This window comes from Aeromonas sobria (genome assembly GCF_006243315.1).
Lineage (GTDB): Bacteria > Pseudomonadota > Gammaproteobacteria > Enterobacterales > Aeromonadaceae > Aeromonas > Aeromonas sobria_A.
Genome location: NZ_NKWE01000029.1, coordinates 15,886 through 35,214 on the forward strand (window position 1 = coordinate 15,886; position 19,329 = coordinate 35,214).

18 protein-coding genes are annotated in these 19,329 nt (G+C 59.7%); 9 read left to right on the forward strand and 9 right to left on the reverse strand.

The annotated features are described in order from the left end of the window. The first annotated feature begins 16 nt into the window (after window positions 1–16). Both rsmD and CF137_RS10000 read left to right on the forward strand, forming a co-directional pair. Window positions 17–646, forward strand: coding sequence for a 16S rRNA (guanine(966)-N(2))-methyltransferase RsmD (gene rsmD / locus CF137_RS09995; protein WP_101326211.1), 630 nt, complete (start codon window positions 17–19; stop codon window positions 644–646). Further along, the gene (locus tag CF137_RS10000) at window positions 630–932 is read left to right on the forward strand and encodes a DUF1145 domain-containing protein (RefSeq protein WP_101345996.1); all 303 of its coding nucleotides are present in this window, start codon (window positions 630–632) and stop codon (window positions 930–932) included. Before rsmD ends, CF137_RS10000 begins: the two co-directional genes overlap by 17 nt. A gap of 866 nt (window positions 933–1,798) precedes the next feature. On the opposite strand, the gene CF137_RS10005 is transcribed toward CF137_RS10000, so the two are convergent. The 5 genes from CF137_RS10005 to CF137_RS10025 form a co-directional block, all read right to left on the reverse strand. Next, a complete protein-coding gene (locus CF137_RS10005) occupies window positions 1,799–2,785 on the reverse strand; it encodes a helix-turn-helix transcriptional regulator (RefSeq protein ID WP_042019711.1) in 987 nt (328 codons plus the stop codon). A gap of 290 nt (window positions 2,786–3,075) precedes the next feature. Continuing rightward, window positions 3,076–3,462, reverse strand: coding sequence for a SirB2 family protein (locus CF137_RS10010; protein ID WP_139718891.1), 387 nt, complete (start codon window positions 3,460–3,462; stop codon window positions 3,076–3,078). Continuing rightward, on the reverse strand, window positions 3,459–5,315 hold the full coding sequence (locus CF137_RS10015; RefSeq protein ID WP_139718892.1) for a monovalent cation:proton antiporter-2 (CPA2) family protein: 1,857 nt from the start codon (window positions 5,313–5,315) through the stop codon (window positions 3,459–3,461). The genes CF137_RS10010 and CF137_RS10015 overlap by 4 nt, the downstream gene beginning before the upstream one ends. 67 nt (window positions 5,316–5,382) lie before the next feature. Continuing rightward, window positions 5,383–5,979, reverse strand: coding sequence for a glutathione-regulated potassium-efflux system oxidoreductase KefF (gene kefF, locus CF137_RS10020; protein ID WP_139718893.1), 597 nt, complete (start codon window positions 5,977–5,979; stop codon window positions 5,383–5,385). 101 nt (window positions 5,980–6,080) lie between these two features. Further along, window positions 6,081–6,923, reverse strand: a complete 843-nt coding sequence (locus CF137_RS10025) for a LysR family transcriptional regulator (RefSeq protein WP_162515909.1) — start codon at window positions 6,921–6,923, stop codon at window positions 6,081–6,083. Between the two features lie 143 nt (window positions 6,924–7,066). Here CF137_RS10025 and CF137_RS10030 point away from each other — a divergent pair, with 143 nt between their 5' ends. The 6 genes from CF137_RS10030 (at window position 7,067) to CF137_RS10055 (ending at window position 15,111) form a co-directional block, all read left to right on the forward strand. Further along, the gene (locus CF137_RS10030) at window positions 7,067–7,789 is read left to right on the forward strand and encodes an SDR family oxidoreductase (RefSeq protein ID WP_162515910.1); all 723 of its coding nucleotides are present in this window, start codon (window positions 7,067–7,069) and stop codon (window positions 7,787–7,789) included. Between the two features lie 88 nt (window positions 7,790–7,877). After that, window positions 7,878–8,201, forward strand: a complete 324-nt coding sequence (locus CF137_RS10035; protein ID WP_139718896.1) for a hypothetical protein — start codon at window positions 7,878–7,880, stop codon at window positions 8,199–8,201. Window positions 8,202–8,247: 46 nt separating this feature from the next. Continuing rightward, a complete protein-coding gene (locus CF137_RS10040) occupies window positions 8,248–8,679 on the forward strand; it encodes a DUF411 domain-containing protein (RefSeq protein WP_098971088.1) in 432 nt (143 codons plus the stop codon). A gap of 234 nt (window positions 8,680–8,913) precedes the next feature. Next, a complete protein-coding gene (locus CF137_RS10045) occupies window positions 8,914–11,067 on the forward strand; it encodes a S9 family peptidase (protein ID WP_162515911.1) in 2,154 nt (717 codons plus the stop codon). Window positions 11,068–11,480: 413 nt separating this feature from the next. Beyond that, window positions 11,481–12,452: a TAXI family TRAP transporter solute-binding subunit gene (locus tag CF137_RS10050; RefSeq protein WP_139718898.1), complete on the forward strand. Its 972-nt coding sequence runs from the start codon at window positions 11,481–11,483 to the stop codon at window positions 12,450–12,452. Window positions 12,453–12,555: 103 nt separating this feature from the next. Then, a complete protein-coding gene (locus tag CF137_RS10055) occupies window positions 12,556–15,111 on the forward strand; it encodes a TRAP transporter permease (RefSeq protein WP_139718899.1) in 2,556 nt (851 codons plus the stop codon). Window positions 15,112–15,633: 522 nt separating this feature from the next. On the opposite strand, the gene CF137_RS10060 is transcribed toward CF137_RS10055, so the two are convergent. Then, complete coding sequence (locus CF137_RS10060; RefSeq protein WP_139718900.1) at window positions 15,634–16,887, reverse strand: phospholipase D-like domain-containing protein; 1,254 nt, start codon at window positions 16,885–16,887, stop codon at window positions 15,634–15,636. A gap of 74 nt (window positions 16,888–16,961) precedes the next feature. Here CF137_RS10060 and CF137_RS22075 point away from each other — a divergent pair, with 74 nt between their 5' ends. Next, a complete protein-coding gene (locus CF137_RS22075; protein WP_162850433.1) occupies window positions 16,962–17,138 on the forward strand; it encodes a hypothetical protein in 177 nt (58 codons plus the stop codon). Here the strand turns inward: CF137_RS22075 and CF137_RS10065 are convergent. The 3 genes from CF137_RS10065 to tatA form a co-directional block, all read right to left on the reverse strand. Next, window positions 17,116–18,537 (reverse strand): MltF family protein, encoded by a 1,422-nt coding sequence (locus tag CF137_RS10065; RefSeq protein WP_101316695.1) that lies wholly within the window; start codon window positions 18,535–18,537, stop codon window positions 17,116–17,118. The two genes, CF137_RS22075 and CF137_RS10065, sit on opposite strands and share 23 nt — an antisense overlap. 229 nt (window positions 18,538–18,766) lie before the next feature. Next, window positions 18,767–19,069 (reverse strand): YfcZ/YiiS family protein, encoded by a 303-nt coding sequence (locus CF137_RS10070; protein ID WP_139718901.1) that lies wholly within the window; start codon window positions 19,067–19,069, stop codon window positions 18,767–18,769. Between the two features lie 16 nt (window positions 19,070–19,085). Then, window positions 19,086–19,247 carry a twin-arginine translocase TatA/TatE family subunit gene (tatA, locus tag CF137_RS10075; RefSeq protein WP_101316691.1) on the reverse strand — a complete coding sequence of 54 codons (162 nt, stop codon included), beginning with the start codon at window positions 19,245–19,247 and terminating at the stop codon, window positions 19,086–19,088. Window positions 19,248–19,329: the final 82 nt, after the last annotated feature.

Consider the following 19,329-nt stretch of genomic DNA (forward strand, 5'->3'; position numbering starts at 1 on the left):
CTGACGATGAAACGCGATGCCCAGAGTGAAATCCAGCCGTAGCAACCCGAGCCAAAGTCCCGCCCCGCAAGGAAAATCGGGCTTTGTAAGAATCATCAGCGGCCAGTGGCGCGGTCGTAAATTGCCGGTCAAGGATGTGGAAGGGCTCAGACCCACCACGGATCGCATCAAGGAGACCATCTTTAACTGGCTGGCCCCCCATATCCGCGGTACCCGTTGCCTCGACCTGTTTGCCGGCAGCGGTGGACTGGGGCTAGAGGCACTGTCACGCTATGCCGAGCAAGTGACCCTGATCGAGATGGACAAGGGTGCCGCCGACCAGATCAAGAAGAATCTGGCCGCACTTGGTAGCAGTCAGGGCCAGGTTATCCAGTCAGATGCGGTAAGCTGGCTGCAAGGCCCTGCCACCCCCTTCGATCTGGTGTTTCTCGATCCGCCGTTTCGCCGTGAGCTGCTACCACAAGTGTGCGAACTGCTGGAACAGCGCGGCTGGCTGGCAGCGGATGCCCTGATCTATCTGGAGCGGGAAAAAGAGATGGCCGATCTGGCACTGCCTGCCAGCTGGCAGTTGCTCAAGGACAAACAAGCAGGTCAGGTCTGCTATCAACTCTATCTGCGGGAGGTAAACAATGAAGCGAGTCTTTAATCTGCTGGCGATGGGGCTGGTACTGTTTTTCTGGTTTGGCGTGGTATTCAGCCTGTTTGCGCCGCTACCCAGCAAACTCAATACTGTCTTACCCATTTGCGGCGTAGTGATTGCCCTGCTGCACTGGCTGCAGGCCAGCATGATAGCGCGCGCATGCAAGCCTCATTTTGCGGTTACTCGACAGGAGTTCTTACTGATAGTGTTGTTTGGCGTATTTGCTACCGCAGACATCCGGGCCCGGATGCAAGCAGTGGTGGATAAGGCACAGCAATCGTCTCAACCCTGAGCGAATCCACAAAAGAAAAGGGGACGGCGGTAGCCGTCCCCTAGAGTCGTGTCGTTCTGTCCTTAGAACTGCAATGCTCCCTGCAATCCCTGACGTTATCCTAATCCTTTGGAATATCCCCTTTCCAATCCGTTGGCGTGTCCTGCGGCGCTCCTGGCCTGGCAATTCATCCTGAACTGCTTCACTGTCTCCATCCTGGAGGTGTCCGTTACCACATCCTGTGGGGGTTCCTTGCGTCATCCTGACCGATAACCATCCGGGTTATCTCACTTCATCCTGAAGTATTCCTCTCGCATCCGGCGAGGTCCTGTTCATCCTGAAGAACGAGGTTCCGTTCGTTCTGCTCTCATCCTGAGAGTGTCCTGCCGCATCCCGCGGGGTTCCTTTATTCATCCGTGACGATAATCATCCTGATTATCGAGCTCATCCTGAGGTGTCCTTGCCTGCATCCTGCAGACTATTCCATCTTTATGCGCTGCCCTGCATCCTGCCGGTCCAGCTCCGTCCTTGTGAGACCCATAGTAAGGAAATGTGCGGCTCGAACAAGAGCCACTCTCCGAGAAAGATCCGATGGCGATCCCATCCCCAAAAATGAACTTAAAAACTAAAGCTTTAAAATCAGCATCTTATTTAGTTTCACTGGAAAGCTCGATCATTCTGGCATGGCTTCACGTACGGCTTGACGCGCCAGCCTCTTACAGTAGCTATGGCAGATCTCTTACACGGCTTTCGCCCCCAAAAACGGGGCAGGAAAACGGTTCAATCCTGTCGTTAAGACTTAAAAATTAGTTGAATAAATATGCTTAAAAAAACAGCAAAAAAAAAGCCGAGACCAAGCTCGACTCTTCAACATTGCCATTTTTTAATCAGCTCAAGCGGTTGGCCGGATTGAGATAGGCCTTGCGCAGCGATTCCGGCGCCAGCACCTCCAGTTCACCGCTGATGTTGTTCAACCAGCTGCGAAACTCCGGGGTATCTTGCACCTCTGTCTCGACCACCACGCTGCGCTTGTCATAGCGGGTCATGCGCGGATTGTTGCCGGGGATCTGGTTATCCACCAGCGACTGGCTGTTGGCATCGATCCGGCCGACGAAGCGGATCGGGCCACTCACGTCCTGATAGCCCTGATCGCGGATCAGCCTTTGAATATTGAAATCCTTCGGCTGGGTGGCGCTGAAGTTGGTCAGCTCCACGTTCTTGATATGGTCGAACGGGATGCCGTAAACCTTGGGATCCAGCTCAGACAGGGTGCAGAGCAGGATCGGGCCGTCCGGCTGATTGAGAATGCCGAGCGGGTTAATCCGGTCATAGCAGAGCCACACGGTGCGCTCTTTGATCACCCGCTGGATTTCGGCACTGAACTTGCGACCACGCCAGAGCGCATCGCGGATCAGGGTGCTGCGGCGGATCTCCGGGTTGCCGGCAAACGGACGCGGCGACTGGTGGACACTCTCCAGCCAGCGCTCGGCCAGTTCACTCTGGCTGTCGCGGATCACCTGGCTCGCCTTGTCGACCAGCGGGTTCAATTCGGTCAGTACACTCGCTGGCAACAGTTGGCTCGCCTGATCACTCCAGGTTTTCAGGGCCACCGCCAGCGAGAGCGGCATGATATTGGCAAAGTCGTTGAGGCCGTGGCGCTCGAAGCACCAGCCATGGGGTTTGCTGCGCTCGTCCGAGGTGAGGTCGAACAGTCCCATGCCGGACATCTCCTCCAGGTCCCGCTGCACGGTACGCAGACTGACGTGGATACCTTCCTCTTCCAGTTTTACCTGGAGTTGGCTGGCGGTCAGCTTGTAAGGGCGGTGCGGGATGCAACGCGCCAAGGTCAGTTGTCGTAACAGCTTCTTACTCATGGTGCATGCCTTCACTGGTTTAGCGTTGACTGTATGCTAGTCGTGACTTGCGACAGTCTATGTCGCAAGTTTTGCTGCGACAACTGTCGCCATTTTCATACAAACGTCGATATGTAATTGATTTTAAATCACAAAAAAGAACAAATCGGGGTCAACACAGGCTTAAATTAGCAAGAAAAGCATCAAATTAAAGTTCTATATGCCGCTCCAATGGCAGTTAAAAATTCCATGAATAAATAATTAATCAGAATATTATCTCGAAAGGGGGAGGCAGGCACCCCCTCTCCTGTTTACATCAGCCACGACCAGGCCGACTTGGTGATGGCCGCACCGATCATGTATCCGAACACCGCCAGCGCCGCCACACCGGCCACCAGCTTCTGACCGCGGGCCGGGCGCTTGAGTGCCATCACACCCAGACCGATATAGAGCACCAGTGCAATCAGCTTGGCCATCAGCCAAGGCTGCTGACCCGGGCTCAGCTGCAAGGTCACCGCCAGCAGCACGCCAAACAGCAACAGGAAGGTGTCGTTGATATGGGGCAGGATCTTCAGCCACTTCTGTTGCAACCGACCGCTGCCGGCCAGCGCCAGACGCCAGCGATAGATAAAGAGCAGCAAACTGACCAGCGCCAGCGTCATATGCAGGTGTTTGAACATGGGGTAATAGGCAATCATTTTGCTTCCTTGTCGTCGTCGGGTAGCCCGCTATTCCAGTTGTGGGCATGGATACGCTCCTGCCCCTCCTCGTCGTCTTGCAACAGATCGGAGAGGATCTCCCGGTATTGCAGGCTCTTGTTGATATAAGTGTGTTCGTCGTCCAGATAGTTGACCTGCTCGCGCAACAGCCAGTTATCGTGCTGCTTGAAGGTCTGGCCCGCCCGCCAGGCCTGATTGGCCCGCAAACCGAGCTGGGTCAGGGCTTCCACCCCCAGATCGACCGCCGAGCCCAGGGTCTCCCGGTGCACACTCTCGACCCCGTGCCGCAGGATCTCGTGAGCATGGGGTCGATCCAGCGCCCGCGCCAGGATCTTCAGATGCGGAAAGTGCTTCTGCACCATCTCGATCACTGCCAGCGAGGTAGCTGGATCGTTGATGGAGAGCACCAGCAGCTTCGCCTTGTGCGCCCCAGCAGCATGGAGCAAGTCGATCCGGCTGGCATCGCCATAGAACACCTGATAGCCATACTTGCGCAACGTCTCTATCTGGCTGGCATCCTGCTCTAGGATGGTGGTGCCGATGCCGTGACCGTGCAGCAGACGCCCCACGATCTGACCAAAACGGCCGAAGCCCGCGATGATCACCGGATGCTCCACCAGTTCAGGTTGCTCATGCTGCGGCGCGTCGCTCTGGTTACGGTAATCGAACCAGGGCTGGATCACCCGATCGTTGAGGATCAGCAGCAGCGGGGTCAGCGCCATGGAGAGCGCCACCACCAGCGTCAGCAGCGAGATGGTTTCACTGGGCAGCACCCGGTTCTGGGCCGCAAACGAGAAGAGCACGAAGGCAAACTCACCCCCTTGCGCCAGCGCCAGCGCAAAGGTCCAGCGCTGACTCGGTGAGATGCGGATGATGAAGCCGAGCGCCATCAGCACCAGCCATTTCAGCGCCATCAGGCCAACGACCAGAGTGGGTATCAGGAAGGGGTGCTCGGCAAACAGCCCGAAGTCGATCCCAGCCCCCACCGACATGAAGAACAGACCGAGCAGCAAGCCCTTGAACGGCTCTATGTCAGCCTCCAGCTCGTGGCGATATTCGCTGTCGGCCAGCACCACCCCGGCGAGGAAAGAGCCAAGAGCGGGCGAGAGCCCCACCGACTCCATCAACACGGCGATAGCGATCACCAGCAGCAGGGCGGCGGCGACGAAGATCTCCCGCATGTGGGACTGGGCGATGGCACGAAACACCGGCCGCATCAGATAGTGGCCACCCAGCACTATGCCGGAGATGGCCGCGACCACCAGCAGACCGTGCTGCCACCCCGCCAGCTCGGAGCCGCCATTGCTGGCGACCGGCGCCATGGCCAGCAGCGGCAGCAACGCCAGGATCGGAATGACCGCAATATCCTGAAACAGCAGCACCGCAAAGGCGGAGCGACCGCTCTCGCTCTGCATCAACTTGCGCTCCTGCAGGCTCTGCAACACGATGGCGGTGGAAGAGAGCGCCAGAATGAGGCCGATGGCCAGCCCCTGTTGCAACGGCAGCCCAATCAGGTGCGCCACGCCGGTCAGCGCCGCCGTGGTGAGCAGCACCTGCAGGCCACCGGTGCCGAGGATCGGCCCCTTCAACTGCCACAAGAGGGCCGGACGCAATTCAAGACCGACCAGAAACAGCATCAGTACCACGCCAAACTCGGCGAAGTGCATCACATCCTTCTGCTCCCCCACCAGCCCCAGCAGGAAGGGGCCTATGATGATCCCCGCCAACAGATAGCCGAGCACCGAGCCCAGCCCCCAGCGTTTGGCGAGCGGCACCGCGATGACGGCGGCGGAGAGGTAGATAAAGGCATCAAACAGGATCCCGTGGCCCATCAGTCAGCCCTCCGTGTGAACATCAGATCCGGCTCATAAGCTCGGCCAACAAGCTGCCCATGTGTCATCAGAGCACCTCCAGCAAGTCGCGCAGATAAGGACGCCCGGCCAGCTGCTCCGGGGTCAGCTGATCGTCACGCAGGGCGCAAAGCAGCTGACGGTAATCCTGCCCACAGCGGCGCAGGGCGGCGGGATCCTTGATCTTGTGAAAGGAGTGCAGCACGAAAGGGGGCAGCCAGTTCATGCCGCACAAGGTGGCAGCCTGCTGAAATGGCAGCAGAAAATCGAGCAGCGGTCGGCTGTTGTAACCCTCGCTGCAGTAGGACTCCGGCGCCCCGCCAGTGGTGATGGCGCTCAGCCACTGCTTGCCCTTGAGGGAGTGGGCTTCGGGGCCGTAGGCGTAGCCATACTCCAGCACCAGATCCATCCACTCTTTCATGATGGCCGGGCAGGAGTACCAGTAAAACGGGTGCTGGAAGACGATGATGTCGTGCTCACAGAGCAGCGCCTGCTCCCGCTTCACATCGATAAACATGTCGGGATAGTGCTGATAGAGGTCGTGAACCGTGACCCCCTCCAGCCCCTCAATCGCCTGCAACAGCTGCTTGTTGGCCCGCGAGCTCTGCAGAGCGGGATGGGAAAAAATAACCAGAATGCGTTTCATGACCACATCACCCGAACAAAGCCTTGCTGTACAAGGCGCGGTAAACAGAAAAGGGGAGTCTAAGGAGCTGCATCGTAAAGGTGCACAGGAAAGCGACCTTATCAGGAAGCACCATAACCTGCCAACTCGGGTATCAGCTCCCGCAGCGCCGGATTGAGGGTCTGGTGGGCGGGATAGCAGAGCCCGATCCGGCGAAACATCCGCGGTCCGCTCACCGGCAAGGTACAGAGCCCTGCCTCATCCTCGACCAGCCCGTCCGGCAGAAAACTGATGCCGACCCCCGCCAGCACCAGCGCCATCACCAGCCCCTTGCTCTCGGCCTTGGCCACCAGATTGAGGGTAAGCCGGTCACAGGCCAGCAGGCCGATAGTCTGCTGATGGGCTTCGCAGGGCGGGCACTCAATAAAATCATAATGTTGTAGCTCGGCCAATTCGATCCTCCCGCGACTGACCAGGGGATGGTCGACCGGCACGCAGAGCACGTAATCCTCCTCCCAGAGCGGCAGGAAGATCTCGTCCTCCCGACGCAGGGCATCGAGCGTCAAGCGACAGTCGGCGGGCGTGGTGTAATCGGAGAGGGTGAGATCCAGCTGCGGCAGCACGCGCTGCACTTGCTGCAGCAGCCCGGCCACCCGGCGGCGACTCAAGTCCGGCATGATGGCGATATTGAGCCGCGCACGCGTCGCTTTCTGGCGAAACAGCTCCGGCAGACGGCGCGCCTCCTCCACCAGCTTGACCGCGTGGGGATAGAGATAGTGAGCCGGGTCTTTCGCCACCACCCCCTTCTTGCCCCGGATAAACAGGCTGTCACCGAGCGCCTCTTCCAACTGGCGCAGCCCCGCCGAGAGGGAGGGCTGGCTGACGTGGCAGCGTTCGGCGGCAGCCGTGATGTTCTTCTCTTCATAGATGGCGATGAAGAAACGCAGCAATCTCAGATCCAGCATAAGCCCAACCATAGTTTTTTCAGATGATAACCAGCGGAAAACAATATTTATCACTTATAGATGCAGTGACTATAGTGATTGGGTTCCGTGCTGGCCAGCCACCCGTTTGCTCAAACCGACTCTTGAATCAGAAGGAAAGACCCATGTCCAAATCTCTCGTCGTGATCACCGGCGCCTCCGCCGGGATCGGTGCCGCCATCGCCCGAGCCTTCTCTGCTGCCGGTCATCCGCTGTTGCTGCTGGCCCGTCGGGTCGAGCCGATGCAGGCCCTGAACCTGCCCAATACCCTCTGCATCGGGGTCGATGTGACCGACACCGCCGCCATGAAGGCCGCCGTCCAGCAAGCAGAAACCAAATTTGGCCCGGTGGGCTGCATGGTCAACAACGCCGGTGTCATGCTGCTGGGTCAGGCCGATGTGCAGGATCCCGCCGAGTGGCAGCAGATGCTCAACATCAACGTGATGGGGGTGCTGAATGGCGTCCACGCGGTACTGGCCGGGATGAAGGAGCGCCGCAGCGGCACCATCATCAACATCAGCTCCATCGCCGGTCGCAAGACCTTCCCGAACCATGCCGCCTACTGCGCCACCAAGTTCGCCGTGCACGCCCTGACCGAGAACATCCGGGAAGAGGTAGCCGATGTCGGTGTGCGGATGGTGACCATAGCCCCGGGTGCGGTCGAGACCGAGCTGCTCAGCCATACCACCGACGAGAACATCAAGGCCGGTTACCACGACTGGAAAGATCAGATGGGCGGCGTCATTGCGCCAGAAGTGATCGCCGATGCCGTGCTCTACGCCTGGAACCAGCCTGCCAACGTCTGCGTGCGCGAGATCGTGCTGGCAGCCACCCGTCAGCAACCTTGAATCCAGCTGACTGACACCATAGGGAGGGCTTGACCCTCCCCCGGGGCACAGGGTTACCATGTGCCCCTTGTTATTTTCGAGTCATTCCATGGTTCTCACCCGTCGCCAACTTGCTCACGCCCGTCGCTGGCTCCCCTTGTGGAGTCTGGTGCTGGTGTTGATGTCGTTTGGCAGCCGGGCCGCAACCGACCTCTGCACCCTGACCCCTCACTGCAGCCAGAGCGAGCGTACCCTGGAAAAAGCGATGCCGTGCGGCAGCTTTACCACCGCCCTCTCGATGACGCTGGTGAGCAGCGACAGCCTGACGGTCTCCGTGCTGGAACCGGATACTCCCGAATTCTCCTCCCCCTCTCTTTATATGCCGGACGCCCCGTGCGAGCGGCTCGAACGTCCCCCTCGCACTCAGATCTGAAACTCATCCCGTATCGGGCATCTTTTCTTTAAATCTGAGGTGAGTGATGTACAAACCCCTGTTACTGGCCATGCTGGCCGGTACCGTCAGCTTTTCGGCCCTCGCGGCCGAGAAGATGACCGTCTACAAATCCAAATATTGTGGCTGCTGCCAAAGCTGGAACGAACACATGGAACAGAATGGCTTCGAACTGGAGGTCATTGAAACCGAGCAGCTCGGCGCAGTGAAGCAGCAATACGGTATCGCGCCGGAACTGGCCTCCTGCCACACCGGCGTGGTGAACGGCTATGTGATCGAGGGGCATGTACCGGCCGCCGATGTGCAGAAGCTGCTCAGGGAAAAACCGGCGATCCGCGGCCTGACCATTCCGGGTATGCCCCAGAGTGCGCCGGGCATGGATATTCCGGGCCATCCCTATGAGGTACTGAGTATCAGCAACGAGGGCGCGACCAACCGCTGGTCGAGCTACCCCGGCTGACGAAAACTGGTCATGAGAGGGCACTCCCATATCATGTGAGGCACACCTGAGCGGACTTTTGCCGCTCATGGCCAGAAAGAGGGCCGCTATCGCGAGATAGCGGCTTTTTTTGATTACATTTCCTGCAATAACAAGGGATTGCTTGCAACCACCGGCAACAAGGGGCAGATTTAACGCCAATTCATGGAGCCGATGCTCAGGTCAACCAACCCTTTCCAGCGCCAAGGATGCGACATGTTTACCTTTTCCCGAGGAGTTCTGCTGCTAGCCTTTCTGACAGTTCTCCCCCCCACTTATGCCAATGAAGAGCCCGCCATGCTGACAAGCGAAAACCCAATCCAGCCGCCCGTGGCCGCCAAACATCCCCATACCCTGAAAAAACACGGGGATACCAGAATCGACAACTACTACTGGCTGCGCGACGACCAGCGTCAGGCGCCGGAAGTCTTGCAATACCTCGAGGCCGAGAACGCCTACACCGAGGCCATGCTCAAACCGACCCAGCCATTGCGCGAACAGCTCTACAAGGAGATGGTCGCCCGCATTCCCCAGCAGGATGAGTCGGTGCCCTATGTGAAGAACGGCTACCGCTACCAGACCCGCTATGAGCCGGGCAAGGAGTACGGGATCTATTCGCGCACCAAGCTCGGCGAAGAGCAGGCGAGCCTGCTGCTCGACAGCAACCTGCGAGCCGACGGGCACGAGTTCTACGCCCTCGGCGCCCTTGAGGTGAGTCGCAACAACCGCTGGCTGGCAGTGGCGGAAGATCTCCTCTCCCGTCGTCAGTACCAGATCCAGTTCCTCGATCTGGAGAGCGGCCAGTGGGCCACCGACAAGCTGGAAAACACCTCCGGCAATCTGGTGTGGGCCAACGACAACAAGACCGTCTTCTACGTGCGCAAGCACCCGCAGACCCTGCTGCCCTATCAGGTCTATCGCCACGAGCTTGGCAGCGATCCGGCCAAGGATCAGCTGGTCTACGAGGAGAAGGATGACTCCTTCTACGTCAGCCTCTACGCCACCACCTCGGAAGATTTCATCGTCATCGCCCTCTCCAGCACCACCACCGGCGAAGTGCGGCTGATCGATGCCAACGTGCCGAGTCAGCGGCCACGGCTGTTTCTGCCCCGCCAAGTGGATCACGAATACAGCCTGGATCACTACCGTGGCCGCTTCTATGTCCGCTCCAACAAGGACGGCAAGAACTTCGGCCTCTATGAGACCAAAGAGAGCCCGGTCGATCGCTGGAAGGCGGTCATTGCCCCCAATCCGGACGTGCTGCTCGAAAGCTACGCCCTGTTCAAGGATTGGCTGGTACTGGAGGAGCGCAACAAGGGGCTGACCCGACTGCGCCAGATCAACTGGCAGAGCGGTGACGAGAAGGAGATTGCCTTCGACGATCCCGCCTATGTCACCTGGCTCGCCTACAACCCTGAGCCCGATACCAGCACCCTGCGCTACGGCTACTCCTCCATGACCACCCCCTCATCCACCTATGAGCTGGATATGGCGAGCGGCAAGCGCACCCTGCTCAAGCAGCAGCCGGTAGCAGGCTTCAAGGCCGATCAGTACGCCAGCGAGCGGCTCTGGGTCACCGCCCGCGATGGCGTAGCGGTGCCGGTGTCGCTGGTCTATCGCAAGGACAAGTTCAAGAAAGATCACGCTGATTCGCTCAAGAATCCGCTGCTGGTCTATGGCTACGGCTCCTACGGCGCCAGCATGGATCCCGACTTCAGCAGCTCGCGCCTGAGCCTGCTGGATCGCGGCTTCGTCTACGCCATCGCCCATATCCGGGGTGGCGAAGAGCTGGGCCGTCACTGGTACGAAGATGGCAAGCTGCTGAACAAGCAGAACACCTTCAATGACTTCATCGATGTCACCGAAGCGCTGGTCGCCCAGGGTTATGGTGCCAAGGATCAGGTCTACGCCATGGGCGGCAGTGCCGGTGGCCTGCTGATGGGGGCCGTTATCAATCAGGCGCCCCAGCTCTATCGCGGCGTGGTAGCACAGGTGCCGTTCGTCGATGTGGTCACCACCATGCTGGACGAGTCGATTCCCCTCACCACCGGGGAGTATGACGAGTGGGGCAACCCGAACCAGAAGCGCTACTACGACTACATGAAGGCTTATAGCCCCTACGATCAGGTGAAGGCGCAAGCCTATCCCAACCTGCTGGTCACCACCGGGCTGCACGACTCGCAAGTGCAGTATTGGGAGCCCGCCAAGTGGGTCGCCAAGCTGCGCGAACTGAAGACGGATGATAACAAGTTGTTACTCAATACCGACATGGACGCCGGCCACGGCGGCAAGTCGGGCCGCTTCAAAGCCTACGAAGATATCGCGCTGGAATACGCCTTTATCCTGGATCTGGCCACCCCGGCCAACTGATCCATCATGACTCCGGCCCTTGCCACGCAAGGGCCGCATAAGAATCCTCTCGTAGTTTTTCCCTCTTCCATTTCCCTCTATATCAAATTAATCTTCGGCTAGAAAATGAATGATCGAGGTCATGTTTCTCAAGATTTAACTCCGTGATTTTGCCATTTCGTTTGATTTATGTTGGGTAAATGTGCTTAATCGGAGTGCTTGCAACTTTTTATTTGGCCCCTCAGGGGCCAATTTATCTTCGACCGACAGGAGGTTGGTAGCCTCACCACAGGATGAGGGTGACTGCCGAAAAGGGGTGATCAATCCCCCCGATTTCGCGCAACGAGAAGAGCAGGCAAGCCCGACGCAGAGCGGGATTGTCATCAATTTATCCGGGGATCGGATAAACCAAAATCACAGAAAAGGGAGAAATAATGAAAGGATTAACCTTGGCGTGCGCCCTGTCGGCGGCTCTGGTCGGTGTCTCATTCGGTGGTCCAGTACAAGCGCAGGAGCGCTTCGTGACCATAGGCACTGGCGGTCAGACCGGCGTTTACTACGTGGCGGGCCAGTCGATCTGCCGCTTCCTCAATCGCGGCGCAGCCGATCACCAAATCAAGTGCAATGCCCCGGCCAGTGGCGGCGGTGTTGCCAACGTCAACGGCATCCGTAGCGGCGAATTCAACTTCGGCATCATGCAGTCCGACCACCAGTTCAAGGCGATGAAAGGACTGCCACCGTTCCAGGCCGAAGGGGCCATGGACGATATGCGCGCCGTCTTCTCCCTGCAGAGCGAGGTGTTCACCATCCTGGCTCGCCGCGATGCCAAGATTGCCAGCTTCGACGACCTGAAGGGCAAGCGCGTCAACATCGGCAACCCGGGCTCCGGCCAGCGTGACACCATGGAAGAGATCATGGCGGTCAAGGGCTGGAAGAAGGGCGACTTCGGTCTGGTCTCCGAGCTGAAACCGGCCGAGCAGGCTTCCGCCCTCGGTGACAACAACATCGACGCCATGAGCTACTTCGTCGGTCACCCGAACGGCGCCATTCAGGAAGCCTCCACCACCACAGATGCGGTACTGGTACCGGTCACCGGCGCAGAGATCGACAAGCTGCTGGCCGAGAAGAGCTACTACAGCAAGGCCGAGATCCCGGGCGGCATCTACAAGGGCAGCGATAAGCCGACCCCCTCCATTGGTGGCAAAGCGGTGCTCTCCACCAGCGCCAAGGCCGATCCGGAAGTGGTCTATCAGCTGGTCAAATCGGTGTTCGACAACCTGGATCGCTTCAAGCGCCTGCACCCTGCCTTTGCCGACCTGAAAGAGGCCGACATGATCAAGGTGGGTCTCTCTGCTCCGCTGCATGAAGGGGCTGCCCGCTACTACAAAGAGCGCGGCTGGCTCTGATTTCGGGCCCCGGGGCCTTTGTCACTCTCCTCGACACCCGTCTGCCGCCTGATTGCGGAGGCGGGTGTCGCTCTTGTTGTACTCGTTGGCACAAGTTAACCCTATGCAAGATAAACAACTCTCTACCGAGGAACTGATCGCCCAGGATGTGGGCGCTCGTCTGCCGTTAGGCCCGCTGGGCTGGATCATCACTACCCTGGCGCTGGCCTGGTCGCTGTTCCAACTCTGGATCGCCTCACCGCTCCCCTTCATGGTGGGCTTTGGCGTCCTCAATGACACCGAAACCCGCTCCATTCACCTCACCTTTGCCCTATTGCTGGCCTTTCTGGTGTTCCCGGCATTTCGCTCTTCGCCGCGAGATCGGGTACCCCTCGGCGATATCGCCCTCGGCCTGATCGCTGCGGGTGCCGCCGCCTATCTGTTTGTGATGTATGAAGCACTGGCGCTGCGTCCCGGCACCCTCACCACCGCCGATCTGGTCACCGCCTGTATCGGTCTGCCACTACTGCTGGAAGCGGCACGCCGCGCGCTGGGGCCAGCACTGGCGGTCATCGCCATCGCCTTTCTGGTCTACAGTCTGGCGGGCCCCTGGATGCCGGGGCTGCTGGCACACCGCGGGGTGAGCTTCACCGCGCTGGCTAACCACCAGTGGATCACCACCGAAGGGGTGTTCGGCATCGCCCTCGGCGTATCCACCAGCTTCGTGTTCCTGTTTGTGCTATTCGGCGCCCTGCTGGAGCGGGCCGGTGCCGGTCACTACTTTATCCAGCTCGCTTTCAGCCTGCTCGGCCACCTGCGCGGCGGCCCTGCCAAGGCGGCAGTGGTCGCCTCCGGCCTGACCGGTCTCATCTCCGGCTCGTCGATTGCCAACGTGGTGACCACCGGCACCTTCACCATCCCGATGATGAAGAAGGTGGGCTTCAGCGCCGAGAAAGCGGGGGCGGTCGAAGTGGCCTCCTCGGTCAACGGCCAGATCATGCCACCGGTGATGGGGGCAGCCGCCTTCCTGATGGTGGAATACGTGGGCATCCCCTATGTGGAGATCATCAAGCACGCCTTCCTGCCTGCCACCATCTCCTATATCGCGCTGCTCTATATCGTCCATCTGGAGGCGCTGAAACTGGGCATGCAGCCCATCGGTGGCCATCAGCCCAAGCCCTGGCTGCGCCGTCTGATCGGTTTTGCCTTCGGCGCCACCCTGATCAGCGGCCTGTCGCTGGCGGTCTACTATGGCCTCGGCTGGCTCAAACCTGTGCTGGGTGACTACGCCCTGCCGGGGATCAGCCTGCTGCTGGCGCTGGCCTATCTGGGGCTGCTGAAGATCGCCGCCAGCAACGAACCGCTGGCGGCAGAAGATCCCGACAAGCCGCTCACCGAGCTGCCCGATACCCGTGCCGTGTTGCTCTCCGGCCTGCACTTCATGCTGCCGGTGGTGGTACTGGTGTGGTGCCTGATGGTGGAACGCCTCTCACCGGGGCTGTCGGCCTTCTGGGGTACCGTGATGCTGGTGCTCATCCTGCTGACCCAGCGCCCGCTGCTCAACTGGCTGCGCAGCGATGGTAAGCACGACTACGGCTCCGTCGCAGACGGCGTGGCGGATCTGCGGGAAGGGCTGGTCGCCGGTGCCCGCAACATGATCGGTATCGGCATTGCCACCGCCACTGCAGGGATCATAGTGGGTGCGGTTTCCCAGACCGGAGTCGGTCTGGTGCTGGCGGATCTGGTGGAGTTCCTCTCCATGGGCAACCTGCTGCTGATGCTGCTGCTGACCGCCCTGCTGAGCCTGATCCTCGGCATGGGGTTGCCCACCACCGCCAACTACATCGTCGTCTCCAGCCTGCTGGCGCCGGTGGTGGTGACGCTGGGGCAGCAGAACGGGCTGATCGTGCCGCTGATCGCGGTACACCTGTTCGTCTTCTACTTCGGCATCATGGCGGACGTAACGCCGCCGGTGGGACTGGCCTCCTTCGCGGCAGCCGCTGTCTCCAAGGGGGATCCCATCAAGACCGGGATCACCGCCTTCTACTACAGCCTGCGTACCGCAGCGCTGCCGTTCCTGTTCATCTTCAACACCGATCTGCTGCTGATCGATGTGGACTTTGCCCACGGGGTACTGATCTTCATGGTGGCGACCATCGCCATGCTGATCTTCGCCGCCGCTACCCAGGGCTGGTTCCTGGTGAAGAGCCGCTGGTACGAGAGCGTATTGCTGCTGCTGGTCGCCTTTACCCTCTTCCGGCCCGGTTTCTGGATGGACATGGTGCACGATCCTTATCGGGTTACCCCGCCCGCCGAGTTGGCAAAAACCATGGGTGAAGTGGAGGCGGAGAGCACCCTGCGACTGCGGATCCTCGGTGAAGATGCGGTGGGCAAACCGCGCAAGTTCACCCTGCTGGTCGCCGTACCGGATGGGGCGGATGGCGAGGAGCGGCTGGCAAATCTGGGGTTGAGCCTCTATGAGCAGGATGGCAAGACACTGATCGACAGCATCACTTTTGGCAGCCCGGCCGCCACTATGGGGCTGGAGTTCGATCAGGAGATCCTCACCGTCAAGGCCCCCACCGAACGCTGGACTAAGGAGTGGATGTGGATCCCGGGCTTCCTGCTGTTTGGAGCGATCGTCTGGCTGCAGCGTCGCCGCAGCGTCAAGGCCGGTTAATCAGCCAAGTCGATAAGACCGGGGGCCGCCAGTGCGGCCCTCTTTTTATTGCCTTGCCCTCTGTGGCTCTTGCCATGGGCGACAGTCATGGCGAAAGCGCCACGGTGGCGAGCGGCCAAAAAAAGTGGGGTGACATTTCCATGTCACCCCCTCGCAAATAGCATGTTCCATATTGGAGTCCGGCCGCGCTGGGTCTCTGTTTCACTTTCCGATAGTTCGCGACCCATCTAAAGTGCGCGCCAATTGCAGCGAGGCAAGTGGCCAGCAACCCGTAACAACCTTCGTCCACACGGCAGACAAGCCGCCGTGTTTGTCCTTGCAACTGAAATATTACGCAGAAAAACAAAATAAAAAACGTTTTTATGCCCACTCCATTCACATTCGAGTACAAAAAACAGCCTTATCATCACTGCTAAATTGTTATAAAACAGCTAGATAGCCTCACTGATGGTTATTCACCCGCAATGACCGTCTGCAATGACTTACAAGGCTTTGCGAGATCTCGCACAAAAAATGGCCGCCTCACAACCAGCGGCGCAGCGGCAACCAGTCGCTCAGGCGGGCCACCAGCCGCCTTGACCACCCCTCGGGTTTGCGAGGCGATCCGCCGGCCTGATCCTGCCAGCGAGCTAACCACGTTCGCAGCGCCTCGCAGATCGGCGGACAGTGCAGATGCAGCATCAGCTCGGTATTGAGAAACAGCGAGCGGGGATCGAGATTGAGGCTGCCAAACAGCGCCCGCTCCTCCCCCAGCAGGATCAGCTTGGCGTGCAGGCTGCCGTGGCCATGGTCAAACTCAACGACCCGGATCCCTTGGCGCAGCAACCAGCCGAGATAGCGCTGATAGGCACCATAGACCAGCGGCACATCGGTGCTGGCCAGCGAGTTGGTGAGAATGTCGATGGCGACCCCCTGCTGGCGCAGCCGCGCCAGACGGTGGTGAAATCCACGGGTGAGAATGAGGTAAGGGGTCACCAACCCCAGCGAGCCGGGATTGTCAGCCAACTGGCGCCACAGCTGGCGAGCGGTAGTGGGGCGGGAGATGAGCCCCTTGCCGGGACGGTCGAACCACACCTCGGCCCGCCCCTCGTGCCACTGCAGCGGCAAGTCATCCTCGTCAAACAGCGCCGCGGGCAGATCGTAGACCCTTGCCACCGCCGGATCCGTCATGGTGAACAGGAAGTCGTTGACCACCTCTATTTCGGCGGGCAGCAGCTCGCGGCGCAGTAGATGGCGGATGGGGTGGCTCCAGCGGCTGTGCCAGAACTGCTCGAAGCCCTGCGCCATCTGCTGGCACAGGCCACCCTGACAGGCGAGATCGAGATCCACGAAAGGGGCTTGCGGATCCAGACCGAAGTAGCGATCGCCAATGTTACGCCCGCCAATCAGCGCCAGCTTGCCATCCACCAGCAACAGCTTGTTGTGCATCCGGTGGTTGATGCGGCGAAAGCTGAGCAGCCCCTCCAGCAGCAGCGCCAGCGGGCGCCAGCCCCGTAGCCAGAAGGGGTTAAACAGCCGCACCTCGATCCCCGGGTAGTGGGCCACCATCTCCAGAAAGCGGTTGTCACCGGCATAGAGATCATCCACCAGCAGTTGCACCTTGACGCCACGGCGGGCGGCGTGGAGCAGCTCGCTCAGCAGCAGCTTGCCGCTGCTGTCCTCCTCCCAGCTGTAGTACTGCGCCTGGATGCGCTCGCGGGCATGGCGGATCCAGTGGCAGCGCACCTTGAGTGCCAGCAGGGGATCGTCGATCAGGGCAAAGGATCCGGGGATCATGGTGTCATCCTGCTGTCATGGCCGGGTGTCATAACGCTGGCGAGCCTCTTCACATATCCAACAAGGAGTTGCTGATGGAACTGCATGATACCCCGATGTTGCGCTATCTGGGCCAGCTCAGCCAGCCAGATCTCATCCCGGCCACCGGCCCTGCCCACTGGTTCCTGCAACACAGGGACGGCAGCTGGCAGTTGCCAACCGCGCAGGCGACCCTGCCGGTCAACCGGCTCAGGGCTGAGCCGCTTCGATAGCGGCAGCCTTGCCCTCGATCTGGGGCAGGCTGAAACGATAGGCCACGTAGTACTTGTAGATGGTGCCGACATAGTTGATCGGCCCCTGCCCCACTTCGTTGGCCACCAGCTGATCCACGTTGCCAAACCAGACGTTGGGATCTAGCCCCAGCTTCTCTGCCTTGCCCCGCAGCGCCTGCACCCGGTTCGGCCCCGCGTTGTAGGCGGCGAGGGCAAACAGGTGGCGGTTGAGCCGATCCAGCTTGGGATCATTGAAGTAAGTATCGAGGATCAACCGCATGTAGCGGCAAGCAGCCTCCACATTGCCCTCCAGCGTGGTCAGCTTGGCACCGTTGATGCCGACCTCCCGCCCCGTGCTGGGCAGCAGCTGCATGAGGCCCACGGCCCCCTTGTGCGAGCGCACCTTGGGATTGAGGCCGGACTCCTTGTAGCCGAGCGCCGCCAGCATCAGCCAATCGAGATCGTATTGATTGGCGTACTTCTCCAGCACTTTGCGAATGGTCGCCAGTCGCCCCATGGGATCCGGCGCCAGGATATTGCTCATCTGATCGCTGTGAACCAGCAACCGCCGCAAGGTGATGTCACTGTAAAGACTGTGACTGCTGACGCTCGCCAGATAGCCATTGACCGCCTTGAGCAGCTCGGGGCTGTTCTTGCGCAGCGCCCAGGCGCTCGCGCCATTGCTGCGCAGCGGTACCAGCTTGTGGGCCTTGAGGCCGGAGATCATCCCCCCCAGCCAGATCCGCCCCTTGTAGCTGTCGGTCACCGTCAGGGGAATAATGCCGGCGGCCACCATCTCCAGCAGATCGCCATCCTGCAGATATTCCGGCACCGTCTCGATATAGACGGGGGGCAGCCCCAGCTCGCGAAACAGCCAGTTGAGCTGGCGCAGACTCTCGTAGTAGCTGGAGCTGGCGCGCACCCAGACCCGACGGCCGGAGAGCTGGGTAATGCGGCTGAAGGCGGGCAGGCCCTTCTGGCTCACCACCCACTCCTCGATGGAGGAGATGAGCGGCCGGGAGAAGGCCACCTGTTCACGCCGAGTCGGGGTCACCGTCATGGTCGCCGCCACCAGATCGCCACGTCCCTCCGCCAGATAGTCCAGCAGCTTATCCTGACGCACCGGGATGTAGACCACCTTGAGCTTGACCTTCTCCTTGGCGAGATAGGTCTTGTTCAGCCAGCGCTCGAACCCTTGCAGCTGATTGACCAGAATCCCGTATTGAGAGCCACGATCGAGAAAATAGAAGCCGCGCTCATAGACCACCAGAGCCCTGAGTTCGCGTTTTTGCAGAATGCTTTCGAGGTCCCCGGGTTGGGGCAGACGCTGTGGCTTGAGATCGGCCGCCAGCAGGGGAAAACAGCAGAGGGCCAGCAGAGCCCAGATCCAGCGCCCCATCACGATGGTAGCCCCTGCGCTGACGTCACACCTGCTGCTTGTCGGCAGCAAGGATCACTATAGAAGGTGGGATTGGGGGCAGAGATCCATCGCTGCGTCATGATGTTTACGCCTTCTGTTGGCCGACTCGCGCCGGGCAAAAACGTCTGTGGGATAGAGTAACTATAGAACGGCGACCCACAGCAGAAGGGTCAACACGGCAGGCTGTGCTGCCGTGTTATCACATTAATCAGATAGAGCGGGCACGCAGCTCAAAAATGAGCTTTTCAGCGGTGCAGGTAAACTGCAGGCGGGCTTTGAGGATCACCCCGTTGACGCCCTGACCCAGCTCGCTGCTCACTTGAGCTTCGGCAGTGACCTGCTTGGCCAGTGCTTCATAGGCTGCCAGCTTGGCGCGGGCATCAGCTTCGGTCGCGGCTTCAATCGCCAGCTCCATCACCTCATCACCTTCACCTATGATGGTGCCGATCTCGGCAAAACAGCCGCAGCTGTCACAGGTTTCGTTCAGTTCTACTTTTTCGTCTACAGACATTTTCTACTCCTACTGCTTATTTCGGATTATTTGCGTCGTCACGCATCGCCTTGCGAAAATCTTTGATAGCGGTACCCAGATCCTCACCCGCACTGGCAAGACGTTTGCTGCCGAAGACCAGCACGACTACCAGCAAGAGGATCAACATATGCCAGATATGAATTCCACCGAGTCCCATAGGGATACTCCCTCACAAAGAGATATCTATCAGTTGTATCAAAATAGAGCGCAGGGATTGTTGGGCAAAATCAAGGCGGGCG

Excerpts from the sequence above, each read along its gene's own strand:
- CF137_RS10030 (WP_162515910.1), top strand. The coding sequence starts at position 7,067 with ATGTCCAAATCTCTCGTCGTGATCACCGGCGCCTCCGCCGGGATCGGT.
- tatA (WP_101316691.1), bottom strand. The coding sequence starts at position 19,247 with ATGGGACTCGGTGGAATTCATATCTGGCATATGTTGATCCTCTTGCTG.
- CF137_RS22075 (WP_162850433.1), top strand. The coding sequence starts at position 16,962 with ATGGAACTGCATGATACCCCGATGTTGCGCTATCTGGGCCAGCTCAGC.
- CF137_RS10035 (WP_139718896.1), top strand. The coding sequence starts at position 7,878 with ATGGTTCTCACCCGTCGCCAACTTGCTCACGCCCGTCGCTGGCTCCCC.
- CF137_RS10045 (WP_162515911.1), top strand. The coding sequence starts at position 8,914 with ATGTTTACCTTTTCCCGAGGAGTTCTGCTGCTAGCCTTTCTGACAGTT.
- kefF (WP_139718893.1), bottom strand. The coding sequence starts at position 5,979 with ATGAAACGCATTCTGGTTATTTTTTCCCATCCCGCTCTGCAGAGCTCG.
- rsmD (WP_101326211.1), top strand. The coding sequence starts at position 17 with ATGCCCAGAGTGAAATCCAGCCGTAGCAACCCGAGCCAAAGTCCCGCC.
- CF137_RS10060 (WP_139718900.1), bottom strand. The coding sequence starts at position 16,887 with ATGATCCCCGGATCCTTTGCCCTGATCGACGATCCCCTGCTGGCACTC.
- CF137_RS10010 (WP_139718891.1), bottom strand. The coding sequence starts at position 3,462 with ATGATTGCCTATTACCCCATGTTCAAACACCTGCATATGACGCTGGCG.
- CF137_RS10065 (WP_101316695.1), bottom strand. The coding sequence starts at position 18,537 with ATGGGGCGCTGGATCTGGGCTCTGCTGGCCCTCTGCTGTTTTCCCCTG.
- CF137_RS10005 (WP_042019711.1), bottom strand. The coding sequence starts at position 2,785 with ATGAGTAAGAAGCTGTTACGACAACTGACCTTGGCGCGTTGCATCCCG.
- CF137_RS10070 (WP_139718901.1), bottom strand. The coding sequence starts at position 19,069 with ATGTCTGTAGACGAAAAAGTAGAACTGAACGAAACCTGTGACAGCTGC.
- CF137_RS10040 (WP_098971088.1), top strand. The coding sequence starts at position 8,248 with ATGTACAAACCCCTGTTACTGGCCATGCTGGCCGGTACCGTCAGCTTT.
- CF137_RS10025 (WP_162515909.1), bottom strand. The coding sequence starts at position 6,923 with ATGCTGGATCTGAGATTGCTGCGTTTCTTCATCGCCATCTATGAAGAG.
- CF137_RS10015 (WP_139718892.1), bottom strand. The coding sequence starts at position 5,315 with ATGGGCCACGGGATCCTGTTTGATGCCTTTATCTACCTCTCCGCCGCC.
- CF137_RS10050 (WP_139718898.1), top strand. The coding sequence starts at position 11,481 with ATGAAAGGATTAACCTTGGCGTGCGCCCTGTCGGCGGCTCTGGTCGGT.
- CF137_RS10055 (WP_139718899.1), top strand. The coding sequence starts at position 12,556 with ATGCAAGATAAACAACTCTCTACCGAGGAACTGATCGCCCAGGATGTG.
- CF137_RS10000 (WP_101345996.1), top strand. The coding sequence starts at position 630 with ATGAAGCGAGTCTTTAATCTGCTGGCGATGGGGCTGGTACTGTTTTTC.